At 68.2% G+C, this 23,700-nt stretch carries 32 protein-coding genes; 14 read left to right on the top strand and 18 right to left on the bottom strand.

Annotated features, from left to right (window positions below; genetic code table 11):
- Positions 1–95 precede the first annotated feature (95 nt).
- Entirely contained in the window at positions 96–533 is a 438-nt protein-coding gene (locus FXN61_RS23720) for a VOC family protein (protein WP_167976245.1), read from the top strand.
- Here FXN61_RS23720 and FXN61_RS55570 read toward each other — a convergent pair.
- A complete protein-coding gene (locus FXN61_RS55570) occupies positions 526–1,266 on the bottom strand; it encodes a helix-turn-helix domain-containing protein (protein ID WP_223165562.1) in 741 nt (246 codons plus the stop codon). The two genes, FXN61_RS23720 and FXN61_RS55570, sit on opposite strands and share 8 nt — an antisense overlap.
- A gap of 48 nt (positions 1,267–1,314) precedes the next feature.
- Positions 1,315–2,793 (bottom strand): hypothetical protein, encoded by a 1,479-nt coding sequence (locus tag FXN61_RS23710; protein ID WP_167976243.1) that lies wholly within the window; start codon positions 2,791–2,793, stop codon positions 1,315–1,317.
- An 82-nt stretch (positions 2,794–2,875) separates the two neighbouring features.
- Here FXN61_RS23710 and FXN61_RS23705 point away from each other — a divergent pair, with 82 nt between their 5' ends.
- On the top strand, positions 2,876–3,430 hold the full coding sequence (locus FXN61_RS23705; RefSeq protein ID WP_167976242.1) for a TIGR03086 family metal-binding protein: 555 nt from the start codon (positions 2,876–2,878) through the stop codon (positions 3,428–3,430).
- Between the two features lie 8 nt (positions 3,431–3,438).
- A complete protein-coding gene (locus FXN61_RS23700) occupies positions 3,439–4,158 on the top strand; it encodes an aspartate/glutamate racemase family protein (protein WP_167976241.1) in 720 nt (239 codons plus the stop codon).
- Between the two features lie 49 nt (positions 4,159–4,207).
- Here the strand turns inward: FXN61_RS23700 and FXN61_RS23695 are convergent, their stop codons facing one another.
- Positions 4,208–4,474 carry a hypothetical protein gene (locus tag FXN61_RS23695; RefSeq protein ID WP_167976240.1) on the bottom strand — a complete coding sequence of 89 codons (267 nt, stop codon included), beginning with the start codon at positions 4,472–4,474 and terminating at the stop codon, positions 4,208–4,210.
- Positions 4,475–4,569: 95 nt separating this feature from the next.
- Positions 4,570–5,178 carry a TetR/AcrR family transcriptional regulator gene (locus FXN61_RS23690; protein WP_167976239.1) on the bottom strand — a complete coding sequence of 203 codons (609 nt, stop codon included), beginning with the start codon at positions 5,176–5,178 and terminating at the stop codon, positions 4,570–4,572.
- 76 nt (positions 5,179–5,254) lie between these two features.
- On the opposite strand from FXN61_RS23690, the gene FXN61_RS23685 reads away from it, so the two are divergent.
- Both FXN61_RS23685 and FXN61_RS23680 read left to right on the top strand, forming a co-directional pair.
- Positions 5,255–6,166 (top strand): homocysteine S-methyltransferase family protein, encoded by a 912-nt coding sequence (locus FXN61_RS23685; RefSeq protein ID WP_167976238.1) that lies wholly within the window; start codon positions 5,255–5,257, stop codon positions 6,164–6,166.
- A gap of 109 nt (positions 6,167–6,275) precedes the next feature.
- Positions 6,276–9,428 (top strand): S8 family peptidase, encoded by a 3,153-nt coding sequence (locus FXN61_RS23680; RefSeq protein WP_167976237.1) that lies wholly within the window; start codon positions 6,276–6,278, stop codon positions 9,426–9,428.
- A gap of 35 nt (positions 9,429–9,463) precedes the next feature.
- On the opposite strand, the gene FXN61_RS50175 is transcribed toward FXN61_RS23680, so the two are convergent.
- The 6 genes from FXN61_RS50175 to FXN61_RS23655 are packed head-to-tail and all read right to left on the bottom strand — an operon-like array spanning position 9,464 to position 12,774.
- Entirely contained in the window at positions 9,464–9,715 is a 252-nt protein-coding gene (locus tag FXN61_RS50175) for a YciI family protein (RefSeq protein WP_312877947.1), read from the bottom strand.
- Between the two features lie 20 nt (positions 9,716–9,735).
- Entirely contained in the window at positions 9,736–9,891 is a 156-nt protein-coding gene (locus FXN61_RS50170) for a hypothetical protein (RefSeq protein WP_188135399.1), read from the bottom strand.
- The gene (locus tag FXN61_RS23670) at positions 9,888–10,286 is read right to left on the bottom strand and encodes a VOC family protein (protein WP_167976236.1); all 399 of its coding nucleotides are present in this window, start codon (positions 10,284–10,286) and stop codon (positions 9,888–9,890) included. The genes FXN61_RS50170 and FXN61_RS23670 overlap by 4 nt, the downstream gene beginning before the upstream one ends.
- Positions 10,287–10,333: 47 nt before the next feature.
- A complete protein-coding gene (locus FXN61_RS23665; protein WP_167976235.1) occupies positions 10,334–10,900 on the bottom strand; it encodes a TIGR03086 family metal-binding protein in 567 nt (188 codons plus the stop codon).
- Between the two features lie 4 nt (positions 10,901–10,904).
- Positions 10,905–11,606, bottom strand: a complete 702-nt coding sequence (locus FXN61_RS23660) for an RraA family protein (RefSeq protein WP_167976234.1) — start codon at positions 11,604–11,606, stop codon at positions 10,905–10,907.
- 10 nt (positions 11,607–11,616) lie between these two features.
- Complete coding sequence (locus FXN61_RS23655; protein WP_312877946.1) at positions 11,617–12,774, bottom strand: MFS transporter; 1,158 nt, start codon at positions 12,772–12,774, stop codon at positions 11,617–11,619.
- Positions 12,775–12,848: 74 nt separating this feature from the next.
- On the opposite strand from FXN61_RS23655, the gene FXN61_RS23650 reads away from it, so the two are divergent.
- From FXN61_RS23650 to FXN61_RS23635, 4 genes are read left to right on the top strand one after another with little or no spacing between them, the layout of a single operon-like run.
- Complete coding sequence (locus FXN61_RS23650) at positions 12,849–13,586, top strand: DeoR/GlpR family DNA-binding transcription regulator (protein WP_312877945.1); 738 nt, start codon at positions 12,849–12,851, stop codon at positions 13,584–13,586.
- Positions 13,583–14,116: an HAD family hydrolase gene (locus FXN61_RS23645; RefSeq protein ID WP_167976233.1), complete on the top strand. Its 534-nt coding sequence runs from the start codon at positions 13,583–13,585 to the stop codon at positions 14,114–14,116. Before FXN61_RS23650 ends, FXN61_RS23645 begins: the two co-directional genes overlap by 4 nt.
- A 45-nt stretch (positions 14,117–14,161) precedes the next feature.
- A complete protein-coding gene (locus FXN61_RS23640) occupies positions 14,162–14,803 on the top strand; it encodes a TetR/AcrR family transcriptional regulator (RefSeq protein ID WP_167976232.1) in 642 nt (213 codons plus the stop codon).
- Between the two features lie 12 nt (positions 14,804–14,815).
- Positions 14,816–15,478, top strand: a complete 663-nt coding sequence (locus FXN61_RS23635; protein ID WP_167976231.1) for a DUF3159 domain-containing protein — start codon at positions 14,816–14,818, stop codon at positions 15,476–15,478.
- Positions 15,479–15,511: 33 nt separating this feature from the next.
- Here FXN61_RS23635 and FXN61_RS23630 read toward each other — a convergent pair whose 3' ends face one another.
- Together FXN61_RS23630 and tnpA are read right to left on the bottom strand one after the other, a co-directional pair.
- Entirely contained in the window at positions 15,512–16,048 is a 537-nt protein-coding gene (locus FXN61_RS23630; protein WP_312877944.1) for a vitamin K epoxide reductase family protein, read from the bottom strand.
- Between the two features lie 81 nt (positions 16,049–16,129).
- Positions 16,130–16,558, bottom strand: coding sequence for an IS200/IS605 family transposase (tnpA, locus tag FXN61_RS23625; protein ID WP_167976230.1), 429 nt, complete (start codon positions 16,556–16,558; stop codon positions 16,130–16,132).
- A gap of 23 nt (positions 16,559–16,581) precedes the next feature.
- Here tnpA and FXN61_RS23620 point away from each other — a divergent pair, with 23 nt between their 5' ends.
- A complete protein-coding gene (locus FXN61_RS23620; protein WP_223165561.1) occupies positions 16,582–17,766 on the top strand; it encodes an RNA-guided endonuclease InsQ/TnpB family protein in 1,185 nt (394 codons plus the stop codon).
- 68 nt (positions 17,767–17,834) lie between these two features.
- Here FXN61_RS23620 and FXN61_RS23615 read toward each other — a convergent pair whose 3' ends face one another.
- From FXN61_RS23615 to FXN61_RS23600, 5 genes are all read right to left on the bottom strand, one after another.
- Positions 17,835–18,437, bottom strand: a complete 603-nt coding sequence (locus tag FXN61_RS23615; RefSeq protein ID WP_167976228.1) for a DsbA family protein — start codon at positions 18,435–18,437, stop codon at positions 17,835–17,837.
- Between the two features lie 52 nt (positions 18,438–18,489).
- A complete protein-coding gene (locus tag FXN61_RS23610) occupies positions 18,490–18,861 on the bottom strand; it encodes a hypothetical protein (RefSeq protein ID WP_167976227.1) in 372 nt (123 codons plus the stop codon).
- A 48-nt stretch (positions 18,862–18,909) separates the two neighbouring features.
- Positions 18,910–19,362, bottom strand: coding sequence for a carboxylesterase family protein (locus FXN61_RS54510; RefSeq protein ID WP_281360614.1), 453 nt, complete (start codon positions 19,360–19,362; stop codon positions 18,910–18,912).
- A complete protein-coding gene (locus tag FXN61_RS23605) occupies positions 19,266–20,333 on the bottom strand; it encodes a carboxylesterase family protein (protein WP_312877943.1) in 1,068 nt (355 codons plus the stop codon). The genes FXN61_RS54510 and FXN61_RS23605 overlap by 97 nt, the downstream gene beginning before the upstream one ends.
- A 68-nt stretch (positions 20,334–20,401) precedes the next feature.
- Positions 20,402–20,968, bottom strand: coding sequence for a TetR/AcrR family transcriptional regulator (locus FXN61_RS23600; RefSeq protein ID WP_167976226.1), 567 nt, complete (start codon positions 20,966–20,968; stop codon positions 20,402–20,404).
- 69 nt (positions 20,969–21,037) lie between these two features.
- Between FXN61_RS23600 and FXN61_RS23595 the strand changes: the two genes are divergently transcribed.
- The 4 genes from FXN61_RS23595 (at position 21,038) to FXN61_RS23580 (ending at position 22,472) form a co-directional block, all read left to right on the top strand.
- Complete coding sequence (locus FXN61_RS23595; protein WP_167976225.1) at positions 21,038–21,388, top strand: hypothetical protein; 351 nt, start codon at positions 21,038–21,040, stop codon at positions 21,386–21,388.
- An 88-nt stretch (positions 21,389–21,476) separates the two neighbouring features.
- Positions 21,477–21,824: a helix-turn-helix domain-containing protein gene (locus FXN61_RS23590; RefSeq protein ID WP_167976224.1), complete on the top strand. Its 348-nt coding sequence runs from the start codon at positions 21,477–21,479 to the stop codon at positions 21,822–21,824.
- Positions 21,821–22,354, top strand: a complete 534-nt coding sequence (locus tag FXN61_RS23585; RefSeq protein ID WP_167976223.1) for a DUF5753 domain-containing protein — start codon at positions 21,821–21,823, stop codon at positions 22,352–22,354. The genes FXN61_RS23590 and FXN61_RS23585 overlap by 4 nt, the downstream gene beginning before the upstream one ends.
- Entirely contained in the window at positions 22,317–22,472 is a 156-nt protein-coding gene (locus tag FXN61_RS23580; protein ID WP_167976222.1) for a DUF397 domain-containing protein, read from the top strand. The genes FXN61_RS23585 and FXN61_RS23580 overlap by 38 nt, the downstream gene beginning before the upstream one ends.
- Here FXN61_RS23580 and FXN61_RS23575 read toward each other — a convergent pair.
- On the bottom strand, positions 22,462–23,700 hold a 1,239-nt coding region (locus tag FXN61_RS23575; protein WP_167976221.1), incomplete at its 5' end, for an aspartyl protease family protein. The two genes, FXN61_RS23580 and FXN61_RS23575, sit on opposite strands and share 11 nt — an antisense overlap.

The raw sequence follows: 23,700 nt of genomic DNA, 5'->3' as shown, positions 1-23,700 counted from the left end.
GCCAAAACTCGTTCTCAAAGTTGGACCACTTCTGATGTCGAAGCGCAGGCGACGGCTCCGTCCCAGGGGCACGAGCAACAGAGGAGACACTCAAAATGGCGATCAAGAGCATGCACCACGTCGGCGTGACGGTCACCGACCTGGCGGCCGCCGTCGCGTTCTTCCAGGAGCTCGGCATGGAGCTGGAAGGCAAGATGCACATGGAGGGCGCGTTCGTCGACGGCGTCATCGGACTCGACGGCTCCCGCAGCGAGATCGCGATGATGCGCACCCCGGACGACCGGTACCGGATCGAGCTCAGCGAGTTCCAGACCCCGCAGAGCATCGACGGCAGCGCGCGCTCTCCGATCCACGCACTGGGGCTGCGGCACATCGCGTTCGTCGTGGACGACCTCGACGACACCCTCGACCGCCTCCGGCCGCACGGCGCCGAGGTGGTGAAGAACGTCGAGACCTACCAGGACATCCTGCGGACCTGCTACGTCCGCGGCCCCGAGGGCATCCTCATCGAGCTGTGCGAGTACTTCAGCTGAGCGCCCGTGCGTAGGCCGTGGGGGAGACGCCGACGGTCTGGGTGAAGTCCCGCACGAGGTGGGCCTGGTCGCTGTATCCCAGATCAGCGGCCAACCGTGCCCACTCCACTTCGGACTCCGCACGCTCCAACGCCTCGTGGATCCGGTACCGCAGGATGACCCACTTCGGGCTCACACCGACGTAGTCCGCGAACAGCCGTTGCATCGTCCGCACCGAAACACCCTCGGACCGCGCGAAGTCGGAAACCTTCCGGATCTCCCGGTTCTCGCGGATCCGCTGCACCAGGTCCATCGCCAGCGTCGCCTGCGGATCAGGCTCCGGGCCCATCGCCAGCAGGAAGGCATCGAGCGTGGCGACCCGCTCGTCTTCGTCCTCCACGTCCAGCACCAGCGAGGACGGAACGTCGTTGAGCCGCACGTGCCGTCCGGTCCAGTGCGACACCGGCTCAGCACGAAAAGCCCGGAATCCGCCGGGCCGGAACTGGACGCCCGCAACGCGGATCCGCCCGTCCAGGACGCGGCTGAACAGCCCGAGCCCGACGCCGGCGATCTCCGGATGTGCGTACCCGTGCTCGAAGACGACGTTCACGGACGGATGCGGCACGACGTGTGTGGTGCACGGAGTGTCGAGCGTGCCGTCGATCAACCAGTAGTGCTCCAGGTACGGCTGCAACTCAGCGCACGGCAGGCGGCGGCGGAATCGCACGCGGGCGAAGAGCTCGCGCGCGTCCACGATCCCCCGAGTGTCACGACGCGGCCCTTGCACAGCGGAATCCTACGGTCAGCCGGACAGCCTGCCGGTGCGTTTCTCGTAGGACTCCAACGTGGCGAACGCCGGCTTCAACGCGAGGACCAGCGCGGTGAACAGGTTCCAGCGCGGGTTTCCCCGCGTCTCCATGACGTGTGTGAGTGTCGGCGTCCAGTCCTCGGCGAAGGTGATGACCGCCTGCAGGGCCTCTCGCCGGTAGGAGGCCAGCCAAGTCGGCGCCGCCGGCAGCCGTGGCGATTCCTGGCTAATCCGCTGGTACTCGGCGCGATCCATCGCGGGAACGAAGAGGATCAGCCGGTGCGGTGGCAGCGTCCGCATCGCTTCGGCCAGCTCCCACATCGTGCCCTCGCTGGACCCGAGGGTGAGCATCGTCAGCCGGGACCGCTGCATCAATCGGCGCACCGGCTCCTGCCACGCCTCGTCGGAGGAACTGGGCAGGTACATGCGCACCGCGCCCACGTGCGGCAGCCGCTCACCCGGTGCGCCGACCGCGACCAACGGCCCGACCGGCGCCAGGACGTCGGCGATGTGTTCCTCCGCGGAACGCCCGGACAGCACGAACCCCAACAGACCGCCCTGCATACCCGGCAGCGGTACTTCGTGGAGGGCTTTCTGCCGTTCGTCGGCCTCGAACGACCGCAGGTACAGCACGAACGAACCGGCGTTGAGGTGCCGGTGGGAGGCGATGAGGCGGGCGCGGTGTCGCCGCGCCCGCAGGAACGTCCTCCTGCCCTGGGTGAACACGAACCCGCCGAGGATCATCACCGACAACGCGACGAAGGTCTCCCACCACGCACGTCCGACGGGCTTCATCATCACGGACAGCCCGCCGAGCGTCAGCAACAGCCCGACGAGGCAGCAAAGCCATGCCGCGACCCACAGCACCGACCCCAGCCAGCCGTCGTCGCGCATCGGCGACGACAGGAGCTCCCGTGCCTGCCGGGTGCGGGCGAGCCGCAGCACCCGGCCGCCGTAGAGGATCACGAACATCCCGGTGACACCGATGAGGAACCCGTTCGGCTCCACCCAGTCGGGAGTCAGGTCGGGCCGTTGCTGCACCAGCAGGGGAACGGTCGCGGCCGCGAGACCGGCCAGCACCACCAGCAAACCGAGCACCCGCAACCTCGTCTGGCGGGGCCGGGTGAGGCCGCCTGCTCCGGTCGCGGGTGCCGGCTCGGGCTCGCGGAACTCCCAATAGCCGCTCCAGCTCAGCCGTGCGCCCTGCTGCGGCAGCCACAGCGCCATGCCGCCGAGCAGCGTGGCCAGCGGGACCACGTAGATCCACCACTGCTGCCACCACTGCGGGAACTCCCGGTCGCCCAGCCACGGGATGGCGATCATCAGCCCGAGCAGCAGGAGCGGGTACACGGTCTGGAACAGCAGCCCGAGCAGCTGCTGGCGCACCCGTCGTTCACTGAGTCCGGTGAGCGCCAGCATCGCCACGGCCGAGATGAGCACCATCCGCAGTACCGAGACCGGCGACAAATCCATGGCCGATCATTGTGCCGACGGGCGATCAACGGTGGCGCGTTTCTTCAATCCATCACCCGAATCGACGCCTAGCGTCAGCGGCATGAAGCTCAGCGTTCTGCTCGACCGCGCCCGCGACCACGCGTTGCCCGTCATCGCGAACATCGGCGACGACGACCTGACCAAGCCCACCCCGTGCGCCGACTACGACGTCCGCGCCCTGCTCGACCACCTGCTGCACGTCGTCGTGGAGTTCCAGAAGCTCGCCGCGAAGCAGGACGGCGACTTCAGCCACACCCCGTCCTACCCGGACTGGCGTGCCCAGTACCCGGCCGAGACGGCGAAGCTCGTCGAGGCGTGGGGACAGCCGGGCGCAACGGAGGGCATCTCCGGCAGCATGCAGATGCCCGCGGAGACCGTCGGCGGGATGGCGCTGCTCGACCTCACCATCCACGCCTCGGACCTCGCCCAGGCGACCGGCCAGCGGTTCGAACCCGACGCCGAGGTGCTCACCGAGGTCACGAACCTCGTCGCCCAGATGGCACCGATGGCCCAGGAGTGGAAGGTGTTCAAGGCGCCCGCCGAGGCACCGGCCGACGCGTCGCCGTTCGAGCGGCTCCTGGCGACCACCGGCCGCGACCCGCGCTGGAGTGCTTGACTGGGTCCATGCTGACCATCGGGATGCTCGGCGGGATGAGCTGGGAGAGCAGCGCCGAGTACTACAGGCTCGCGAACGTGCTCGTGCGGGAACGCCTCGGCGGCCTGCACTCGGCGAAGGTCGTGCTGCACTCTGTGGACTTCGCCGAGATCGAGCGCATGCAGGTCGAGGGCAGGTGGGACGACGCGGGCAAGGCTCTCGCCGAAGCGGCCACGAGTCTGCAGGCGGGCGGCGCGGACTTCCTGGTGCTGTGCACCAACACCATGCACAAGGTGTTCGACGAGATCCAGGCCGCCGTCGGCATCCCGATGATCCACCTCGGCGACACCACCGCCGATGCCATCAAGAAGGCGGGGCTGACCACGGTCGGCCTGCTCGGCACCGGGTTCACCATGGACCAGCCGTTCTACCGCGAACGCCTGGAGTCGCACGGTCTCACAGTCCTGCTGCCGTCCACAGAGGACCGCGAGACCGTGCACCGGATCATCTACGACGAGCTGTGCCTCGGCGTCGTCCGCGACGAGTCCCGCCGCGCCTATCAGGACGTGATCGCACGGTTCGAAGGGGCAGAAGGCGTCATCCTCGGCTGCACCGAGATCGAGCTCCTGCTCACCCAGGACGACGTGCCGCTTCCGGTGTTCCCGACCACCCGGCTCCACGTCGAGGCCGCTGTCGAGCGCGCGATTCTGCCCGACAATCGCGGAACCCCAACGCAATCCTCGCGTTGATTACTGCTGACTGGTGGAGGCACTGAATTTGCAGCAGGCCTTTGACCAGCTACGCCTGTTCGCCGGATGCCTGCGACGACACGCCGGCCACGGCTTGCCATGCTTTCACGTCGGCAGATGGCAGCGCAGCTGTCACCGTCCCACGTGCAGTGATGATGGAGCCCGCCATAGCTGTAGCCGCTGCCAGAGCAAGCGTTGCGTGAACCTGCGCAATGGCGAGGTTCGAGACCTCTGCCGCTTCGCCCGGCTCAATGTCATCAGCCTTGGCCGCTGCGAGGAACTCCTGGGCTGCCGCGTAGTGCTCGGGACCGTTCATTCCGAGCACCCTAAGTCACCACCGCCAGAGCACAAGATCAAGCAGGCCCGACCCGAGGGCCCTTGCCGACTGATCGGCTCTGAAGGAGCGCCGGGTCAGGCCAGGAGCGACTCGAGGAGCTGACGCAGCACGGTGAGCTGCGCGCGCATGTGGCCGTTGTCGCCGGTCGAGCGGCACAGGAGGAACGCTCCTTCGAACGTGACGAAGACGTGGTCGGCGAGCGCGTCGGTGTCGATGTCATGGCCCGGCCGGCGCTGGTCGAGCGCGGCGCGGAGCATCGTGGACAGCGTCGTGCGCCAGGCGGTGATGGCCTCCACGATCTGCTTGGACGTGCCCGCGTCGGCCAACTGCCGCTCGGTGAGGATCGAGACGTAAAGGCAGCTCGACTGCGCGCTCATCAGCTCGTCGGCGTCGTCCTCGAAGACGCGCACGAATGCGATCACCTGTTCCGCCGGGTCGTCGGTCGCTGCCCTGGCGCGGGCGACCGCGTCGTCGAGGTGCGCGATGTCGGCGGCGGCGTAGCGGGCCACCAGTGACCTGGCCAGGTCGAGCTTGGAGTCGAAGTGGTGGAAGAACGAGCCCTTCGACGTCCGCGACTCGGCGATCACCTGGTCGACCGTGGTCGCCGCGTAGCCGTTCTCGATGACCAGCCGCTCGGCCGTGTCGAGGATCCGCTGTCTGGTCGCTGTTCCGTCTCTGGGCACGAACTCACTTGTACCAGACCAAGCAGTCTGGTAGGAACCAGACCAACTAGTCTGGTACCGAGTGAGGGATGAAGCCATGGAGCGATTACGACGCGTGGTCACCGACGGTGGCCTGGAAACCGACCTGATCTACCACCACGGAGTGGACCTGCCGTACTTCGCCGCGTTCCCGCTGGTGGAGACCGTCGAGGGGCGCGAGCTGCTGACCGCCTACTACGACGACTACGCGGCGATCGCCGAGTGGGCCGGCGCGAGCCTGATGCTGGAGTCACCCACCTGGCGAGCGAGCGGCGACTGGGGCGCACTGCTCGGCTACTCCGCTGCGGCGCTGGCACGGGCCAACGAGGCGGCGATCACCATGCTGGCCGGCCTCCGCGACCGGTACGCGGTGCCTGAGATCCTGATCGGCGGCTCGATCGGCCCACGCGGCGACGGCTACCGCCCGGACTACGTCGCGAACCCGGACGCGGCGGCGGACTACCACCGCCCGCAGCTCGAGGCGTTCGCCAGGGCCGGCGCCGACCTGGCGACCGCGTACACGATGACTCACGTCGAGGAGGCGATCGGCATCGTCCGCGCCGCCCGCGACACCGGCATCCCGGTCGCGATCTCGTTCACGGTCGAGACCGACGGCCGCCTGCCGAGCGGCGACCTTCTCGGGCACGCGATCTCCGCCGTCGACGCGGCCGCGCCGCCTGACCACTACCTGATCAACTGCGCCCACCCGACCCACGTCGAGGCGGCACTGGCCGAGCCGGGCCCGTGGCGCGACCGCATCGAGGGCCTGCGCTGCAACGCGTCCACGAAGAGTCACGCCGAACTGGACGAGGCCACCGAACTGGACGATGGCGACCCGGCACAGCTCGCCTCCGACCAGGACCGCCTGCGGCCACAACTGCCGAACTTGTCGATCATCGGCGGCTGCTGCGGCACCGACGCACGCCACGTCGCGAGCCTCTGGCACGCCGCCCGGCCGACCCCGGTTTAGAGCCATTTCTGTGAATATGTGATGTGATCCACGCCGCAACGCGAACACGGTGAGAACTGTCTTAGTCACTGAGGGCTAACACCTCCACAGTGAACCAGGGGAGTTCGCGTTGAAACGATCACACATCGCCGCAGGACTGACGGCCGCCGTGGTTGCCGCCACGACGGCCGTTCCTGTTTCTGCGGCACCGGAACAAGAAGTGCGTGCCGACGGGCTGACCACCAAGGTCACGCTCATCACCGGCGACGAGGTCACCGTCGCCGGCGGCAAGATCCAGGCCAGAGCGGCCAAGGGCAGGGAGAACGTCGGCTTCCGGACGTTCAAGGACCCGCGGGGCGACCTGCACGTCATCCCGCTCGACGCCCAGGCCCGGCTCAACTCCGGCGAGCTCGACGAGCGGCTGTTCGACGTCTCGCTGCTGGCCAGATCCGGCTACGACGACGCGTCCAGCAAGACCATTCCGCTGATCGTGCAGGGGCAGGGGATCAGCGGGGCCGGCGCCGAGTCGTTGCCGAGCATCGGCGCGCGTGCGGTCACGGTCGACAAGAGCGGCGGGTTCTGGGCCGGTGTCCGGGCGGCGGGCACCGGAAAGATCTGGCTCGACGGCAAGGTGACGGCGTCACTGGACCGCAGTGCCGCGCAGGTCGGCGCGCCGCAGGCGTGGGAGAAGGGCTTCACCGGCAAGGACGTCACCGTCGCGATCCTCGACACCGGCGTCGACGAGACCCATCCGGACCTCGCGGGCGCCGTCGTGGAGTCGAAGAACTTCAGCGACAGCGACACGACCGACGACCGCATGGGCCACGGCACGCACGTCGCCTCGACCGTCACCGGCGACGGCAGGTACAAGGGCATCGCGCCCGACTCGAAGATCGTCAACGGCAAGGTCCTCGGCGACTACGGCGGCGGCCGCGAGAGCGACATCATCGCCGGCATGGAGTGGGCCGCGACCAAGGCCAAGATCATCAACATGAGCCTGGGCAGCTCGTGGCCCGACGAGGGCACCGACCCGATGTCGCTGGCGCTCAACCGGATCACCGAGCAGACCGGTGCGCTGTTCGTGGTCGCCGCGGGCAACTCCGGTGGTCCGATCGGCTCGCCAGGGGCCGCCGACGCGGCCCTCACCGTCGGCGCCGTGGACCGTGACGACAAGCTCGCCGACTTCTCCTCGCGCGGCCCGCGCTGGGTGAACAACGCGGTCAAGCCCGACATCACCGCGCCGGGCGCCGACATCGTGGCGGCCAAGGCCAAGAACGGCCAGATCGGCACGCCCGTCGGTGACGCGCACGTCGCGCTGTCCGGCACGTCGATGGCCACGCCGCACGTGGCGGGCGCGGCGGCGATCATCGCCTCCAAGAACCCGCAGTGGAAGGCGGAGGACATCAAGGCCGCGCTGATGAACAGCGCCAAGCCCAACCCGTCGCTGAGCATCTACGACCAGGGCGCCGGACGTCTCGACGTCGGCCGTGCCGTGTCCACGGCGGTCTCCACCAACCACGGCAGCCTCACTCTGGGCACCGCGCAGTGGCCGCACGACGACGACAAACCCATCACGCAGAAGCTGACCTACCGCAACAACGGCACCACGCCCGTGACGCTCGACCTGAGCGTGGCGGACGTGAAGCCCGCCGCGAACGGCCTGCTGAGCGTCTTGCCGTCCAAGCTGACCATCCCGGCGGGCGGCACCGCGGACGCCACGGTCACTGCGGACACCCGCGCGAGCGTGCCGGACGCGGTCTACGGGGCGGCGATCCTGGCCTCCGACGGCACCCGCACGCCGGTCGGTGTCGTGAAGGAGGTCGAGAGCTACGACGTGAAGCTCACGTTCCTCGACCGCAACGGCAAGCCGACGCCTGACTACCAGTACCGGTTCGTCGACGTGAACCAGCCGAAGGCGCACTTCCGGTTCGACCCGTCGGGCACGCTCGTGCAACGTCTGCCGAAGGGGACGTTCTTCCTGGACGGGTCCATCTACACGCGCGATGCCGATCCGACGAAGCGCGGCACGATGACCGCGCTGACCGAACCGGCGATCGAGATCACCGGCAACACCGACATCGTGTTCGACGCGCGGCAGGCCAATCAGCCGTCCATCGCGGTCGAGCAGAAGGACGCCGCGCCGGCGACCTCCGAGCTCGGGTTCGACATGCGGGCCAACTGGGGTCAGACCGGCGGCACCTGGATCCTGAACAACTTCGAGGGATTCCTCGTCCGCCCGTCGAAGACGTCGTGGCCGAAGTTCCAGTTCTACGCGCAGTCGGTGATGGCCAAGCCGGACGGCAACGGCCGCTTCGACGGCAGCCTGTACCAGTACCACGTGCGGATCTCCGAGAAGACCCGCGTGCCGGAGAACGTCCAGCGGGCGGTGAAGGACTGCGAGCTGGCCAAGGTCGACTCGGTCACGCACGCCCGCGTGCCGGGCTCGGTCGGCCAGCGCGACAACGGCGCCTCTGGCCCGTTGCCGTTGCGGCTCAAGGAGTTCTACACGCCCGGTGTGGAGTGGTCCGGCTCACTGACCGAGTTCACGAAGCTCGGCGAGTACCCGAGCCTCGGCTACCAGTACTCGGCCGTGCCACGCGTCTTCAAGCTCGGCCGCACCACCACCGAGCACTGGAACAGCGCCGTCTACGGCCCCGGCGTGCCGAACGACCCGCGGTACGTGCGGTTCGCCGGACGCGTGGGCAACCAGCTGCGCGTGGACATGCCGTTGTACAGCGCGGAAGGCATGTTCGGCGGCAGTGCAGAGAAGACCGGCCGAACCGTCGTGACCCTCGACGGCAAGGTGATCTCCGACCAGCCCGCCTCCGGCTACGCCAACCTGCCGAACATGCCGGCGGAGAAGAAGCGCTACCAGGTGCACACCGAGACGACCCGCGACACGCAGTCGTCGCAGGTCACCGCGGACTGGTCGTTCACGTCCGAGTTCGTCGCGGGTGAGGAGTACAAGCCGGTGCCGCTGCTCGCGGTCCGGTTCTCGCCCCGGCTCGACGAGCACAACCGGGCCGGCAAGGTCGTCACCGTGCCGATCACGGTGGAGCGCAACGGAACGGGCAAGGTCACCGACATCAAGGACCCCGCGGTGCAGGTGTCCTACGACGAGGGCAAGACGTGGAAGCCGGTGCCGCTGCGCAAGACCCGCGGTGGCTGGCAGGTCACGCTGATCCATCCGCACGGCGCCAAGAACGTGTCGTTCAAGGCACGGGCGGCGGACGCGGGCGGTGAGGTCCAGCAGACCATCATCCGCGCGTACGACCTCAAGTGACGGCGTGAGGGGCCGGGGTTCCCGGCCCCTCACCGCTACTTCTGGTACGGAGCCAGAGTTTCGGGGTCCACGTCGGGCGCACCCATGACCGGGTGGACCTCGATCGGCTGGTTGAGGATCTTCCCGCCGGGACCGGGGCACGCCGAGCACTTGCGAGCGACCTCGAGCAGCCGTTCGTGGCTCTCGACGTCCACCACCCAGTACCCGGCGATGACCTCCTTGGACTCCGCGAACGGCCCGTCGACGACGATCGGCGGGCCGTCGGCGTCGTCGGACCCGCGCACCACGAACGCCCGCGCCGGTCTGCTCAGGCCCTCGGACTGCAGGACTCACCGGACGCGCGCAGCTCGGCGTCCAGGTCGCGCATGTAGGCGATCATGCGGTGCATGTCCTCGTCCGACCACGCGGCGAGACCTTCCCAGTCCTCCTGGCTGCCGCCGTAGCTGACCAGCATGTACTTCACTTCCACTCCCCACCGGTCGCGCGGGCCTTGATCTCCTGCACGGCCCAGCTGTTGCCGTCCGGGTCGTCGAAGAAGATGAACGACCCGCCGTCCTGTTCGTTCATGCGCACGATCTCGCCGACCTCGACGCCGCGCTCGATCAGCTGCGCGCGGGCCTTCTCCAGGTCGGAGACGACCAGCTGCACGCCCTTCAACGCGCCCGGCTCGCCTTTCACGATGCCCTTGCCCATCACGATCGAGCACGCGGAGCCGGGCGGCGTGAGCTGCATGATGCGGGTGTCCTCGTTGAACGTCGTGTCGTGGTCGACCTTGAAACCGAGCTGCTCGGCGTAGAAGTGCTTCGCCCGGTCCAGGTCCGACACCGGCACCACGATGACTTCCAGAGTCCAGTCCATGTCCTGTGTTCCTCTCAGCGGCTGCCTGCACGGACCCGTCGAAGTGCTCAGACGGTTTTCGACAAGGGGTCTCGGCCCACATACCCGAGCAGCCTGTCCTGCAGCGGAGCGTCCTCGGGCACCGGAACCTCGGCGCCGTAGACCTCGATGCCGGGACCGAACGCGCCGGGTGTGCGGAAGCGTTCCATCAGCTCCGGCGGCACGGACGTCGCGGCGGCCCAGAGGCGTTCCACGTCGGCGGCGGGGATGGTCTCGTCCTGGCCGGTGGCGCGGGCGAGGTCCCAGCCGTGCAGCACCAGGTCGTCGCTGACCACCTGGTCGATGTGGTCCTCCAGCGTCATCGGGCCGCCCGGTGTGGAGACCTCGCTCTTCGCCCGGTCCGACCCGAGCGCCGCTTCGACCTGGCGCCGGGCCTCGCGGAAGTCCGCCAACGGGCTATCGGTGCGGGGGATCTGCCGGCCGAGCATCACGCCGTGCATGTCGATGATGTGGTCCACCACCCCACGGGCGGTCCACTTGGCACACGGCGACGGGTTGTCCCACTGGTCCTCGCGTACCTGGGCGATCTTCGCCTCGAACGCATCCGCACGGGCCCGGTATCTGTCCGCGATCATGGCCTCACTCCTCGACTGCGCCGCCGATCTTGCGCAGATGCTCGCGGAACGTGAGCCCGCTCGCCAGGTACTCGCCGAACCGCAGCTGGCTGCGCAGGGACTCACCCTGCCGCACCCGCTCGGCTTGCGCGCGTTCGACGTCACGGATGCCCGCGGCCTTGGCGAGGACGGCGTCCACCTCCGACGCCGGCACGAACAGCACGCCGTCGTCGTCACCGAACACGACGTCATCGGACGTGACGGTCCACTGGCCGACCTCGGCCGTCGAGAGAGCCTCGGGCGCACGATCGCGCAGGCTCAACGGGCCGGTCGGGTTGGCGCCGAGGCTGAACACCGGCAACCCGATCGCCCGGATGTCCTGGGTGTCGCGGTGCAGACCCCAGATCACCACGCCGGCCAGACCGGCCTGACGGGCTTCGAGCACGATCAGGTCGCCCACGCAGGCCTCGTCCGTGCGGCCGTCGTTGTCGACGACGAGCACGTCGCCGGGCTCGCTGCGTTCGATGGCCTCCAGGAAGATGTCAACGCTGCCCGCGTGCCGTGCGGGCAGGACGCGACCGGACACCTTGGTGCCGGGGACGACCGGCGTCAACGTGGCCGTGCGGACCGGGATGTTCGCCCGGATGCAGGCGTCGGCCAGGTGCGCGGTGGTGAGATCCAGCTCAGCGAGATCTGTCTTGGCAAGATCTGTTGTGGGGAGATCCATGCGCACAGTCTTACGCCGCAACGCGCTCCTCGGCGGGGTCGGTCCGCAACACGCCGGCCGAGAACGCCGCGACCACGCAGAACGCCACCGGCAGCAGGAACGCGATGTTGAGCGGCACGACGTGCGTCATCCAGCCGATCACCCCGGGTCCGGCCAGCACACCGAGGTAGCCCAGCCCCGCCACGCGTGACACGTTGGCGGCGGCCGCACCGGGTTCCGCGTGCCCGGCCGCGCTGAACAGCTGCGGCACCGTGCCCGACAACCCGGCACCGGCGATCGCCCAGCCCACCAGCGCCAGCCAGATCCACGGTGAGAGCGCCGCGGTCGCGATGCCTGCCGCGCCGATCGCCGAGCCCCAGCGCAGCACCGCCACCGATCCGGCCTTCGCGGTGATCCGGTCGGCGAGCAGCCGTCCGATCGTCATCGTCGTCGCGAACGCGCCATAGGCCAGTGCGGCGATCTCCGGCGAGGCGTCGAGGATGTCCTGAAGGTGCAGCACGCTCCAGTCGTTCGCCGCGCCCTCGCTCAGCATCACCAAGCCCGCCAGCACCGCCATCACCCAGATCCGGCGCGGCACCTTGCGCTTGCCGGTCACCTGGACGTGCTGCTTGTCCTTCTCGTTGAGCAGGGCCTTCGCCGCGACGATGCTGACGACGACGCCGAGCACGGCCGCCGCGCCGAGTGTCGTGGCGGGGGAGAGCTCCCAGCTCAACGTGCGTGCGCCGGTCAACGCCGCCGCGACACCACCGAGCGACCACGTCGCGTGGAACGCCGACATCACCGGACGCTTGTAGTGCCGTTCCACCACCACGGCGTGCGCGTTCATGCTGACGTCCATCAGCCCGTTGCCGAGGCCGAAGATGAGAAGCGCCGCACCGAGCGTCCACTGCCCGACCGCCAGACCGGGCAGCAACGCCGACAGACTGCACAGCACGCCCCCGACCGGCACGACCAGCTTCACACCCACGCGGTCGGTGACCTTGCCGCCGATCCGCATGCCCACGAACGCACCCAGCCCGAGCAACAGCAGCAGGCGGCCGAGCTCGGCGTGGTCGATGCCCGTGCGCTGCTCGACCGTCGGGATGTGCACGAGCCACAGCCCGAGCAGGAACCCGTTGAGCGCGAAGTACGTGAAGGTGGCCACCCGCGCGGCCTTGAGAGCGTTCACATGCTTCACGCTAACGAACAAATCCAGTGTTTGAAAGCTTGAGTAACGAACACAACTCGTGTTCAATCACGGCCGTGTCCCGACTGAAGCAGATCACCGAGGCGGTCCGCGACGCCGGCTCCCTCGGCGTGGCGGACCTGGCCTCGCTGACCGGCGCCTCCGAGATGACCATCCGCCGCGACCTGGAAGTTCTCGCCGCCCAGGGCGTCCTGGAACGCTTCCGCGGCGGCGCCCGCAGCCTGCTCCTGCGCGGCTCCGAACCCCCGTTCGCGCTGCGCTCGGACGACAACACAGCCGCGAAGCGCCGCATCGCCACCGCCGTCGCCGGCCTGCTCGCGGACGGCGAGTCGGTCGTGCTGGACAGCGGCACCACCTGCCTCGAAGTCGCCCGCCTGCTGCACGACCGACGGCTGACCGTCATGCCGTTGTCGCTGCACGCCGTGAACGCGCTGTCGTCGTCTTCGTCTTTGACGCTGCTGGTTCCCGGTGGTCGTCCCCGTCCTGGCGAGCTGGCTCTGACCGGCCCTCTGACGCTGGCCTCCCTGGAGTCCTTGCGCTTCGACACCGCGGTGATCGGCTGCTGTGGCCTGTCGGCCGAGCAGGGCATGACCGCGTTCGATCTGGAGGACGCCTCGGTGAAACGAGCCGCCATCGCCTCGGCCAGGCGTGTGATCGCCGCCGTCGACGCGTCGAAACTGACCCGCACCGCGCTGGCGTTCGTGGCGCCGGTGTCCTCTTTGGACGCTGTGGTGACCGACGCGGACGGCGACGAGGGACTGACGGCCGCGGGCGTGACGGTGGTGACGGCATGATCGTGCTGTTCGACATGTTCGGGGTGATCGCCCGCGATCAGTCGGCCGAGGTCATGGCTTCGATGAGCACGTCGCCCTCGTTCTGGGAGGCGTACTGGGCGCACCGTCCCGCCTACGACCGCGGTGACGTGACGGCGGAGGAGTACTGGGCGCAGGTCGGCCACCCTCCGCTCGTCGAGAAGGACGTCGCGAGCTGGAGCCGGGTCGACTACAAGATGGTCGCGCTTCTGCACGAGCTGCACCGCGCCGGTCGGCGCATCGCCCTGCTGTCCAACATTCCCGAGGACCACGCGCGGTACTTCGAGCGCACCTACGCGTGGCTGGACCTGTTCGAGGTGCGCGGGTTCTCGTGCCGCATCGGTGCCGCGAAACCGGAGGCCGCGGCTTTCCGGTGGTGCCGGGACGCGTTGGGCGGCGGCGAGATCCTGTTCGTGGACGACAGGCTGGAGAACGTGCAGGCCGCAGAACGCGTCGGCATGCGCGGCCACCACTTCACGAGCATCGAGACTTTGCGGTCAGTGCTGCTCTGACATGCGTTCTGTACCACTGATACATAACGCTGGTATGCTCCACGTGTGAGCCCTCGGACCGCTGACCCCAGGCTGCGGACAACGCTGATCGAGACGGCCGCGCGCGTACTGGCCGAAGAGGGTCCGGCCGCGCTGACCAGCCGGCGGTTGGCCGCCGAGGTCGGCTCCTCGACGATGGCCGTGTTCAGCCGGTTCCAGAACATGGCGGAGATCCGCAGGGCGGTCCGGCAGGAGGGTTTCGTCCGCCTTGACGCGCGGCTCGACGCTTTGCCGGCCTCGGACGACCCGGTCGCCGATCTCGCGGCGGCCAGCGCGGTGTTCTTCGCGAGCGGCGTGGCGAACCCGCATCTGTACCGGGCGATGTTCCTCGACCCTCCTCCTGAGGACGACAACCTCGGCGCGGGAACGTTCGACCGGCTGGTTGCGCTGGTACGCCGATGCATCGCCGCCGGCCGCTTCCCGGCCGCACAGGAGTTCCAGGTCCCGGTCTGGGCGGCACAGTTGTGGAGCATGCGACACGGACTGGTCGTCATGACGGTTGCCCAGCTCCTGCCGCACGAACAGGTGCGGTTCGTCCTCGATGACATGACCTTTCGGCTGCTGGTTGGCTACGGCGACGACCCTGCTCGCGCCAGGCGATCGATCGAACAGGGGAACCGGGCCGCGGCCGCCGCCGATCCATCCTGAACGGAGAATCCAATGGGGTCCGACGGCACAGACAGAGAACGCCCCGGCGAGGGGGCAACGTTGTGGGAGCGCACCGGCGGCCTGACCGGGCTGGTCCAGTCGTCCCTGCCCGCCACGGTGCTGGTGATCGCCAACTCGTGGTGGGGTGTGTACCCGGCGATAGCCGCCGCCGTCGGCACGGGCGTGGTGGTCATGCTGGTGCGTGCGGTGCGCCGACAGCCCCTGCGGCCGGCGTTCGGCGGGTTCGTCGGCGTCGCGGTGGCCGGGTTCTTCGCCGCACGAAGCGGTGAGGCCAGGGACTTCTTCCTGGCCGACATCTGGTGGTACTTCGCGGCGTCCACCGTCCTGACCGTCTCGATTCTGCTCCGACGTCCGATGGTCGGCGTGGTCTGGAGCGCCGTGCAGGGGGTCGGCATGTGGTGGCGCCACGACCGCCCGTCGCTGCGGCGCTACGACATCGCCACCGCTGTGCTCGCGGCCGTGTTCGCGGCCCGGTTCGTCGTGATGCGAACGCTCTACGAGCACAACGAGGTCGGCTGGCTGACGGTCTCGAAGATTGCGATGAACTACCCGCTGTGGGCCGTCGCGCTGGTCGTCGTCGTGTGGGCCGTTCGCAGCGCGGACCACCGGATCGGCTACTGCCGCGACCGATCGACACCCGCGACTTCCGGCTAGGGCACGCGCCCGTGCACGGTGCCCCAGCTGTGACTACACCAGCGACGACCAGTAGAACCAGAACGCCTGCAACACACCCGCGGCGATCAGCAGGTACCACAGGATCAGCACGACGCTGTGGTACTGGAAGTCCGGCTTGATGTTGCGCAGCGTCGTGTACCAGAAGATCGGGATCGTCACCGCCCACACGACCATGCAGTACGGGCACAGCGCCCCGATCTCGTACAGCGACTGGACGATCAGCCAGTGCACGAACAGCACTCCGAACGTCGTGCCGGCCTGCAGCCCGATCCAGATCCACCGAGGCAATGACACGCCTGCCACCAGCAAGACACCGAGCGTCGTGACCACTGTGAACCCCGCGATGCCGAGCAACGGGTTGGGGAACCCGAACACCTCCGCCTGCGAGGTCTTCATGATCGAGCCGCAGCTCAGCACCGGGTTGATGCTGCACGTCGGCACGTAGAACGGGTCCTTGAGCAGGGCGATCTTCTCGATCGTCAGCACGAAGGAGGCGACCAGGCCGGCGAACCCGCCGATGGCGAGCACCCACGCGACCAACCGGTTCACCTGAACTCCAATCGGCGGAAGCCTGGTCGTTCACAGCCAGGAGGAGTCGATCCCGGCTTGCCCGGCCCGCGCAGCGGGCCGTCAGTCGGGACGCTTCTGCTGGTCGATGTACTCCTTGATGATTGACAAGGGCGCACCTCCGCACGACCCGGCGAAGTACGAGGGCGACCAGAAGTGCTGTCCCCACAGGTATCGGCGGATGTGCGCGGAGAATTCCTGCCGCAGGCGCCGAGAGGAGACGCCTTTGAGGCTGTTGACCAGCGTGGACAGGGCCAGACTGGGCGGATAGTGCACGAGCAGATGCACGTGGTCGGTCTCGCCGTTGAACTCGCGCAGCTCCGCGCCCAGGCCGGCGCACACGTCCCGCATGATCTCCTCGCAGCGGCGCAGGATCTGATCGGTGAACGCGCCACGCCGGTACTTTGTGACGAAGACCAGGTGGACGTGGAGGTTGTAGATGACACTGCGTCCCCTGCGTACGCTGGGGTCGGGTTCCCATCGTGGTGACATAGACCAATGCTATGATGATCAACGTGAAGCAGGTTGTGCAGGTGCGGTTGCTGCCGACGCCCGAGCAGGCGTCGGCGCTGGGCGATACCCTGCGCGCCTGCAATGCGGCAGCTTCCTGGCTGTCTGAGCGGATGCACACCGACCAGGCGTTCCGGAAGTTCGACGTGCAGAAACGCCTCTACACCGAACTGCGGGAACGGTTCGGGCTGGCCGCCCAACCGGCGATCCGGGTCATCGGCAAGACCGTGGACGCCTACACGACACTGCGGGCCGGCCTCAAGGCAGGCAACTACGGGCCGCCCGGGTCGGACCGGCGCCGAAAGGTCGAGGACACCCCGATCAGGTTCCGTCCGCAAGCGGGGCAGCCGTTCGACGCCCGCTGCCTGTCCTGGCAACTCGGTGACACGGGCCGCGACGGGACAGTGTCGATCTGGACGGTCGCCGGTCGGCTCCGCGCCGTGCGGATCGTCGGAAACCCCGGGCATCTCGCCCTGCTGCGCTCCCGACCGGCGATCGGGGAAACCGATCTGCTGCACCGGGACGGGGTGTGGCTGCTGCACGCCGTCGTCGACAGTCCCGAGGCCGCCCGGCAGGAACCGGCGAACGGGTTCCTCGGGGTCGACCTGGGCATCGTCAACATCGCGACCACCTCTGACAGTGACCGGTTCTGCGGGTCGCGCTTGAACCGCTACCGCGAACGCCAGAACCGAATCCGGAAACGGTTGCAGGCCAAGACATCCTCCGCGAGACGGCTGCTCAAGAAACGCCGCCGCAAGGAGGCACGGTTCGCGGCCGACGTGAACCACCGGATCAGCAAGAACATCGTGGCCGAGGCTGAACGCACCGGACGCGGGATCGCCGTCGAGGAACTGACAGGAATCCGCGCCCGGGTACGGCTTCGCAAGCCCCAACGGGCCACGCTGCACTCCTGGGCGTTCGCCCAACTCGGCCAGTTCCTGACCTACAAGGCCCAGCAGGCTGGTGTGGCGGTGGTGCAGGTCGATCCGGCCTACACCTCGCAGACCTGCCACGCCTGCGGGCACGTCGACAAACGCAACCGCCGCAGTCAGGCGGTGTTCCAGTGCGGCCGGTGCGACTTCGTTGGGCACGTCGATCACAACGCAGCACACAACATCGCGGCTCGCGGTGTCGTGTGCTGGGGCGAAGTCATGCGCCCAGACGCAGCGCCCATCCTGGCAGCCAGCTAGGACGGCAGCAGCAAGCCTGGAAACCGCCGCTCGCGGCGGCTGGCAAGCTCGTTCCTTCAGGGACGAGTTCATGACGAAAGCTCCCGGTCGATCGCGGACTTCAGGGCGTCATACGTTGGCGCGCCGGTGAACTTGGTGCCGTTGATGAAGAACGTCGGCGTGCCCTGCACCCCGGCCTTGCTGCCCTCCGCCCGCTGCTGCAGCACCCGCTCCCGCAGCGCCGGGTCTTCCAGCGCCGCCTCGAACGCGGCGCCATCGAGCCCGAGCTGCTGGGCGAACCCGGCGAACACGGTGCGCTGGGACGTCTGCTGCCCGCCCCACTCCTGCTGCGCGGAGAACATGAGCTTGAACATCTCGTCCCGCTTGCCCTGCGCACCCGCCGCCTCGACCGCGACGGCGGCCAGCTCGGCGTTGCGGTGGCTGGGAATGGGGAAGTGCCGCACGTCGAACGTCACGCGGTCGCCGTACTCGGTCTTGAGCTTCTCCACGCCGGGGTGGGCGGCGCGGCAGGACGGGCATTCGAGGTCGAGGTACTCGACGACGGTCACCTTGCCGCCGGCGGACTGCGGTGCGGCGGTCGTGTTGTTGTTGCGGCTGAAGAAGACGAAGCCCGCGATCACCACCGCCACGACGGCGACGATGATCAGGGACAGCCGAGCGTTCTTGGACATGACGAACTACCTCCACGAGGGCTGGGAAAAGAGACCGAAGAACGGGTTCGGTCTAGGCGCGCAGCACGCAGAGCTGCGCCAGCCGTACTTCCAGCCGACGTGAAGGAGGGGACAAGACCGCGGGCAGGCGCACCGAGAGCACCTGGAACGAGCCGGACCGCCGCAGCACGGCGAAACCGATCAGAACCGCGAGCGCCACCACGAGGCAGGCACCCGCGATGAGAATGCCCTCGATCAACCCGGCGTGGTCGGCCTGATCGGGGTGGGCGGCCACGTGGGTGCTCGACGTCGGGCACTGCGCGGTCCAGGCGAACTCCGTCTCACACGGGGTTCCCTGCATCATCGCGACGCCGGCGACCAGCGCGAGCACGGCGAAAACCCGCGCGAGATACGCGCGGGTTCGCGAGCTGCGGGTGCCGGGCACGTTCCCCAGGGTAGCGATGATCGGGATCAGGTCCCGGTGAAGCCCCTGTCAGCTGTTCCAGAACGGCAGCTTGTGGGTGGCCGCGTAGTCGACTCGCCCGATCGCGCCAGGAGCCAGTGACTGCACGTACTGCCCCTCGGAGAACGTCGGCCACCCCGGCGTTCCGGTGCGGGCGAAGTCCGTCCACGCCTTGATCATGTGGTCGGACAGCCCGCGGTCCTTGGCGAAGTCGCCGTCCGGGAACAGGTAGTCGATGTCGGACGAGTGGTTGGCGCCGTGCAGCTCCGCCGGGAACTCCGGGTTCGTCGCGGCGTTGCGGTCGGCGAACTCGAACGCGTACACCGGCGCCTTCTGCGCGTACAACGTGTTCTGCCGGAACGTGGCCCGCGCCCACACGCGATCCGTCAGCACCGCCGCCAACGCCTGCTTCGGTGACGCGTAGGCGCTGACCGGGTACTCGCGCTCGACCGCGGCGGCCTTCTCCGGGAACGCCTCGCGCAACAGTCGCGAGTAGTCCTCCCAGACATCGGCTCCTGCCGGAACAGCCCGACGAAGCTGTTGTGCTCGTCGCGCGTCGCCCCGGCGAGGATCGGGATCCCGGCGAACTCACCGGCCTCCAACGACTCCGCCGGCAGCTTCGGCAGCAGCTCCCCGCCATAGCCGACGGGCTGGAAGATGTTCATGATCTGCTCGTACTCGAGCAGCTTCTCCACCGGCAGCCGCCGCAGGCACTCGACGTCCGCGCAGCCCAGTTCGCGGGTGATCATCGCGCCGATCTCCTGGATCTCGGGCACCGGCCGCCACGCCAGCGACGGCAACGCCTCCAGATCTGCGTACCAGGCACCCTTCGGCACGTCCACCAGCGTGAACGAGCTGTGCATGATCGCCTTGTGGAACAACGGTTTCTGGCCGATGAGGTGAGCGCTCACGGCCGTCGCGCCGAACGACACCCCGAACAGCGTCACGTTGCCGGGATCGCCGCCGAAAGCCGAGATGTTGCGCTGCACCCACTCCAGCGCGGCCCGCTGGTCCAGCAGCCCGAACTCGCCGGAGTGCGGCAGCCCTGGCAGACCGAACCCGCCGAACACCCCCATCCGGTAGTTGAACGTCACCACGACGACATCCCCTTGCCGCGCAAGACGTTCGGCGTTGAAGTAATGCCCCGCGCCGACCGCTCCGTCACCGTGGATCCACACCAGCACCGGCTTGCGGCCCGTGGTGGAAGGCGTCGTGACGTTGGCGAACAGACAGTCCTCGTCCGTGTTTTTCGTTGCCGCGTAACTGGAACCGACCTGTGGACACGGGCTGCCGGGCTGGAGGGCGTCCCGGACCCCGCTCCACGCCTGAGGTTTCACCGGCGGCTTCCACCGCTCCGGCTTGGCCGCGTACGGGATCCCCTGGAACACCAGGTGCCCGTCGCGTTGATCGCCCCTGACCTGGCCGGTGTCGGTCGCAACGACGTCCGAAGTCACCGATACCCCCTTCCCGCACGCGCTCACCAGGAGCAGTGCGGCCAACAACGTCCCCCGACGCAAGATGACTAACCTCCTGTTGCCAGCTCGACGGCCGCGACCAGCTCGCGTTCGCAGACGTCGAGATCGAGTGCCCCGGACCGCAGCACGACGCCGTTGCGCATCGCGAGGACGAACACCGCCATCACGTCCGGGTCGAACGCGCGGAACTCGCCGGCCTCCTGCCCCTGCCGGAGGAGTTCGGCGAGCGCCACGTGATCGGAGTCGGCGATGCCCCCGTCGGTCACCGCCGCGTGTGCCCTGATCCGCAGGAACGCCAGCATGTCGGCGCGGTGCTCGCGGATGAACGCGATGTTGGCTTGGAGAAACGCCCGCAGCTCGGCCCGAGCGCTGTCCTGGCCCATGCGCGCGCTGACGAACGCCTGGAAGCGCTCCAGGACGTCCGCGAACACCACGTCGACGAGTTCCTGCTTGTTCCTGAAGTGGTACGAGATCAGCCCCGTGCTGCTCAGGCCCGCCCGCGCCGCGATCGCCTTGAACGACGTCTCGGCGTAGTCCAGCTCGGCGATCGTGGCGATGGCCGCCGTCACGATCTGCGCTCGGCGGGCCTGCTCGGTCACGGTCTTTGCTCGCATGAGCAAAAGTTAGCACGCTGGAGCAAAATCGCGTGCGGACCCACCCGCCGTCTGGCTACCGTGCTGCTCGTGAAGAGGAAGTCGCCACAGGAGAAGAAGGCGCTCAGCTACGCCAGGGACCGTCGCAACAACTACGGGGAGAACGACAAGGCGTCCCGCAAGAACATCCCCAAGTCGAAGCGCCTTCGCGAGCGCGCGCACCGTCGCGGGGCGCACCTCGTGCTGGTGCAGACCGAGCCGGACGACATCGAGACCGAGCTGAAGCGCGAACGCCCACAGCACTGGTGGCGCAAGTGGCCCGACACCCCGCTCGCCGAGCACGTCGGGTTCGCCCTGAAGCGGCGGGCGCGCCAGGGCATGATCGACGAGGATCAAGCGGCGGCGAAGATCGCCAAGTTGCCTCGCGTCCGTCGTCCGTGAGTTTGGAAGACCGCCAAACAGCATGCTTTCAGGTTGATCTGCGGCGGATGGGTGGAGCCAAACGGACGGGCGGATCTACCGTCCCTGCATGCCTTTGCGGAGATCAACGGTGCGCGGCCGCGAGTTCGGCGACGCGATACGGGCGCTGCTGCGGGCGGCCGACCTGACCAACCGCGCCGCCGCCGAGTTGCTGGGCTGGCAGGAGGCCAAGGTCTCGGAGCTCGTCAACGGCAAGGAAGGCGTGACCGACGTCGAGCTGGCCAAGCTGCTGGGTCTGCTGCGCACGCCGCCGGACGAGTTCGACCACCTGATGGCCCTGCACCACGACACGAACGTCCGGGATTGGTTGCAGCCCACCAAGTCCGGCATGACAGATCGACGCGCACACTGCGCGAGCACGAAAAGATCGCGTCCAGCATCACCGGCTGGTCGATGAACGTCGTGCACGGCATGTTGCAGGTGCCCGACTACACACGGCACCTCGCGCTCGCCAAGCCATTGCCCCTGGAAGAGGCGCACGAGCTCGTCCAGAACCGGACCGCTCGTCAGAAAGCGGTTCTCGACGGCTATCGAACCGTCACGATCTTCATGCGCGAGCAGGCACTGCGGCTTCCAGTCGGAGACGAACGGGTCATGGCGGAGCAGCTGCACCACCTGCCGCGCCTGTCGGTCCGGCCCTACCTCACGATTCGGCTGATTCCCACCGCCTTCGGCCCTCACGCCGGACTGGCCGGGGACTTCGACCTGCTGAAGTGCAAGAAGATCCCGTCGATCGTCTACGTGGAGAACGAGGGGGCTAACGTGTTTCTCGAAGATCAGCCTTCTGTCGGTCTCTACGACACTGTGGTGACGTCACTCGGTCGGACGGCGTTGGACGAGTCGCAAACGAGGAAGCTGATCACCGAAATCATCGGTGAGGAGTCTCGTCATGACCAGGTGGCGGAAGAGCAGCTACAGCGCCAGTGATGGCAACTGCGTGGAAGTGGGCCGTGGCCTCGGCATCCGGGACAGCAAGGCCCCGTCCGTTGCGCTCCCGCTCACGGCCCACCAGTGGACGCGGTTCCTGCGTCTGATCAAGCGCTGACGCCGGGGGCGACGTAGAGGTTCATGCCAGTGAAGTCGAGCGTGACGGTGTAGGGCTTCCAGAAGCACTGGAACAAGGCGGCCGGCACGTCGAACCCGAGCTCTCCGACCTTGGCGGTCGGGTGGGATCCGCAGTAGAACTCCTTGGCGATGGCGCTGCCCACGCGGATCTCCTTCGGGTAGCAGGGGTAGACGACCGCCGGGGAGCTGTGGCCGAACGTCTCGAGCGGGCGGCCGTAGTCGGTGCGGATCCGCAGCTGCTCGGCCGTGTCCCCGAAGATGACCGCGGCCATCTCGCTGCGGCCGCCGAAGTTCGTGCCCACCACCCGTGTTCCGGAGCCGGCGATGCTGCCCGTGCTGTGCAGGTAGTGGTCACGGGCCAGCCACAGCGGCTGGGGCCTGGCGCCCGCACGGATGGCGTCGGCGCGTACCTTCCTGACCGTTTCGGGGGTCGGGCGGCGCAGGATCAGCGATCGGCCCGCGTAGTCGAAAGTGGTCAGCAGGTGGTAGAAGACCCAGGTGCCGATCATGCCGTCGTTGTCGGTGTCGACATCCTCGCCCGACTCCGTCGTCGACCAGCCCACAGGGACGTTGCGCAGTTCGAGGCCGCCCAGCTTGAAGGAGTCCAGGACCCCGTAGTGCGCCCAGACGCTGCCTCCCATGTAGTCGATCTTCTGGCTGGCGACGGGCTTCAGCCCGGCTTCCTTGGCCACCGTCGAGGTCAGGCTCAGGCTCGGGGCGCCGGTGTAGAACGTGAAGCGCTTAGGCGGTCCGCCGTTGACCGAGGCCTCCACCTGCGGCATCGGGTCCATCTTCAGAAACTGCGCCCGGCCGATGTCGCCGTGGATCTGATACGGCTCGTCGCCGACCGCTGTGAACCATTTGGCGATGGATTCCTCGCCGATTGCTCGCCAGTGCGGTACGGAGAGGGTGAGTTTGTCCTGCCGGATGTAGCAGTCGGCCAGGAACTTGTGGGCAGCCTTGTCGGCGGGCGCCAGCTCGATGGCCATCTTGAGGTATTTCTCGGCGTCGGCGAACTTGTTGGCCAACAGCCCGACATAGCCGCGCTGGCGGGCCGCGTGCAGGTTCGTGGGGTCTGTTCTCAGGATCTCCTCGTACGCGCGGCCGGCCTCCTCGAACTTCCCCGCCTTGAACAACGCGTCCGCGCCACCGGCCAGCGCCGTGGCCACCCCGCCCAGCAACGGCGCCGTCGCGACGGCGCCGGCCAC

The organism is Lentzea indica (genome assembly GCF_012184385.1).
Taxonomy (GTDB): Bacteria; Actinomycetota; Actinomycetes; order Mycobacteriales; family Pseudonocardiaceae; genus Lentzea; species Lentzea indica.
Note: the sequence above shows the minus strand (reverse complement) of the source record. Positions and strands in the feature narration are given on the sequence as shown.

Coding starts and splice junctions, on each gene's coding strand:
- FXN61_RS23720 (WP_167976245.1), top strand. CDS start 96: ATGGCGATCAAGAGCATGCACCACGTCGGCGTGACGGTCACCGACCTG.
- FXN61_RS23710 (WP_167976243.1), bottom strand. CDS start 2,793: ATGGATTTGTCGCCGGTCTCGGTACTGCGGATGGTGCTCATCTCGGCC.
- FXN61_RS23705 (WP_167976242.1), top strand. CDS start 2,876: ATGAAGCTCAGCGTTCTGCTCGACCGCGCCCGCGACCACGCGTTGCCC.
- FXN61_RS23700 (WP_167976241.1), top strand. CDS start 3,439: ATGCTGACCATCGGGATGCTCGGCGGGATGAGCTGGGAGAGCAGCGCC.
- FXN61_RS23695 (WP_167976240.1), bottom strand. CDS start 4,474: ATGAACGGTCCCGAGCACTACGCGGCAGCCCAGGAGTTCCTCGCAGCG.
- FXN61_RS23685 (WP_167976238.1), top strand. CDS start 5,255: ATGGAGCGATTACGACGCGTGGTCACCGACGGTGGCCTGGAAACCGAC.
- FXN61_RS23670 (WP_167976236.1), bottom strand. CDS start 10,286: ATGGACTGGACTCTGGAAGTCATCGTGGTGCCGGTGTCGGACCTGGAC.
- FXN61_RS23665 (WP_167976235.1), bottom strand. CDS start 10,900: ATGATCGCGGACAGATACCGGGCCCGTGCGGATGCGTTCGAGGCGAAG.
- FXN61_RS23660 (WP_167976234.1), bottom strand. CDS start 11,606: ATGGATCTCCCCACAACAGATCTTGCCAAGACAGATCTCGCTGAGCTG.
- FXN61_RS23645 (WP_167976233.1), top strand. CDS start 13,583: ATGATCGTGCTGTTCGACATGTTCGGGGTGATCGCCCGCGATCAGTCG.
- FXN61_RS23635 (WP_167976231.1), top strand. CDS start 14,816: ATGGGGTCCGACGGCACAGACAGAGAACGCCCCGGCGAGGGGGCAACG.
- tnpA (WP_167976230.1), bottom strand. CDS start 16,558: ATGTCACCACGATGGGAACCCGACCCCAGCGTACGCAGGGGACGCAGT.
- FXN61_RS23615 (WP_167976228.1), bottom strand. CDS start 18,437: ATGTCCAAGAACGCTCGGCTGTCCCTGATCATCGTCGCCGTCGTGGCG.
- FXN61_RS23600 (WP_167976226.1), bottom strand. CDS start 20,968: ATGCGAGCAAAGACCGTGACCGAGCAGGCCCGCCGAGCGCAGATCGTG.
- FXN61_RS23590 (WP_167976224.1), top strand. CDS start 21,477: ATGCCTTTGCGGAGATCAACGGTGCGCGGCCGCGAGTTCGGCGACGCG.
- FXN61_RS23585 (WP_167976223.1), top strand. CDS start 21,821: ATGAACGTCGTGCACGGCATGTTGCAGGTGCCCGACTACACACGGCAC.
- FXN61_RS23580 (WP_167976222.1), top strand. CDS start 22,317: ATGACCAGGTGGCGGAAGAGCAGCTACAGCGCCAGTGATGGCAACTGC.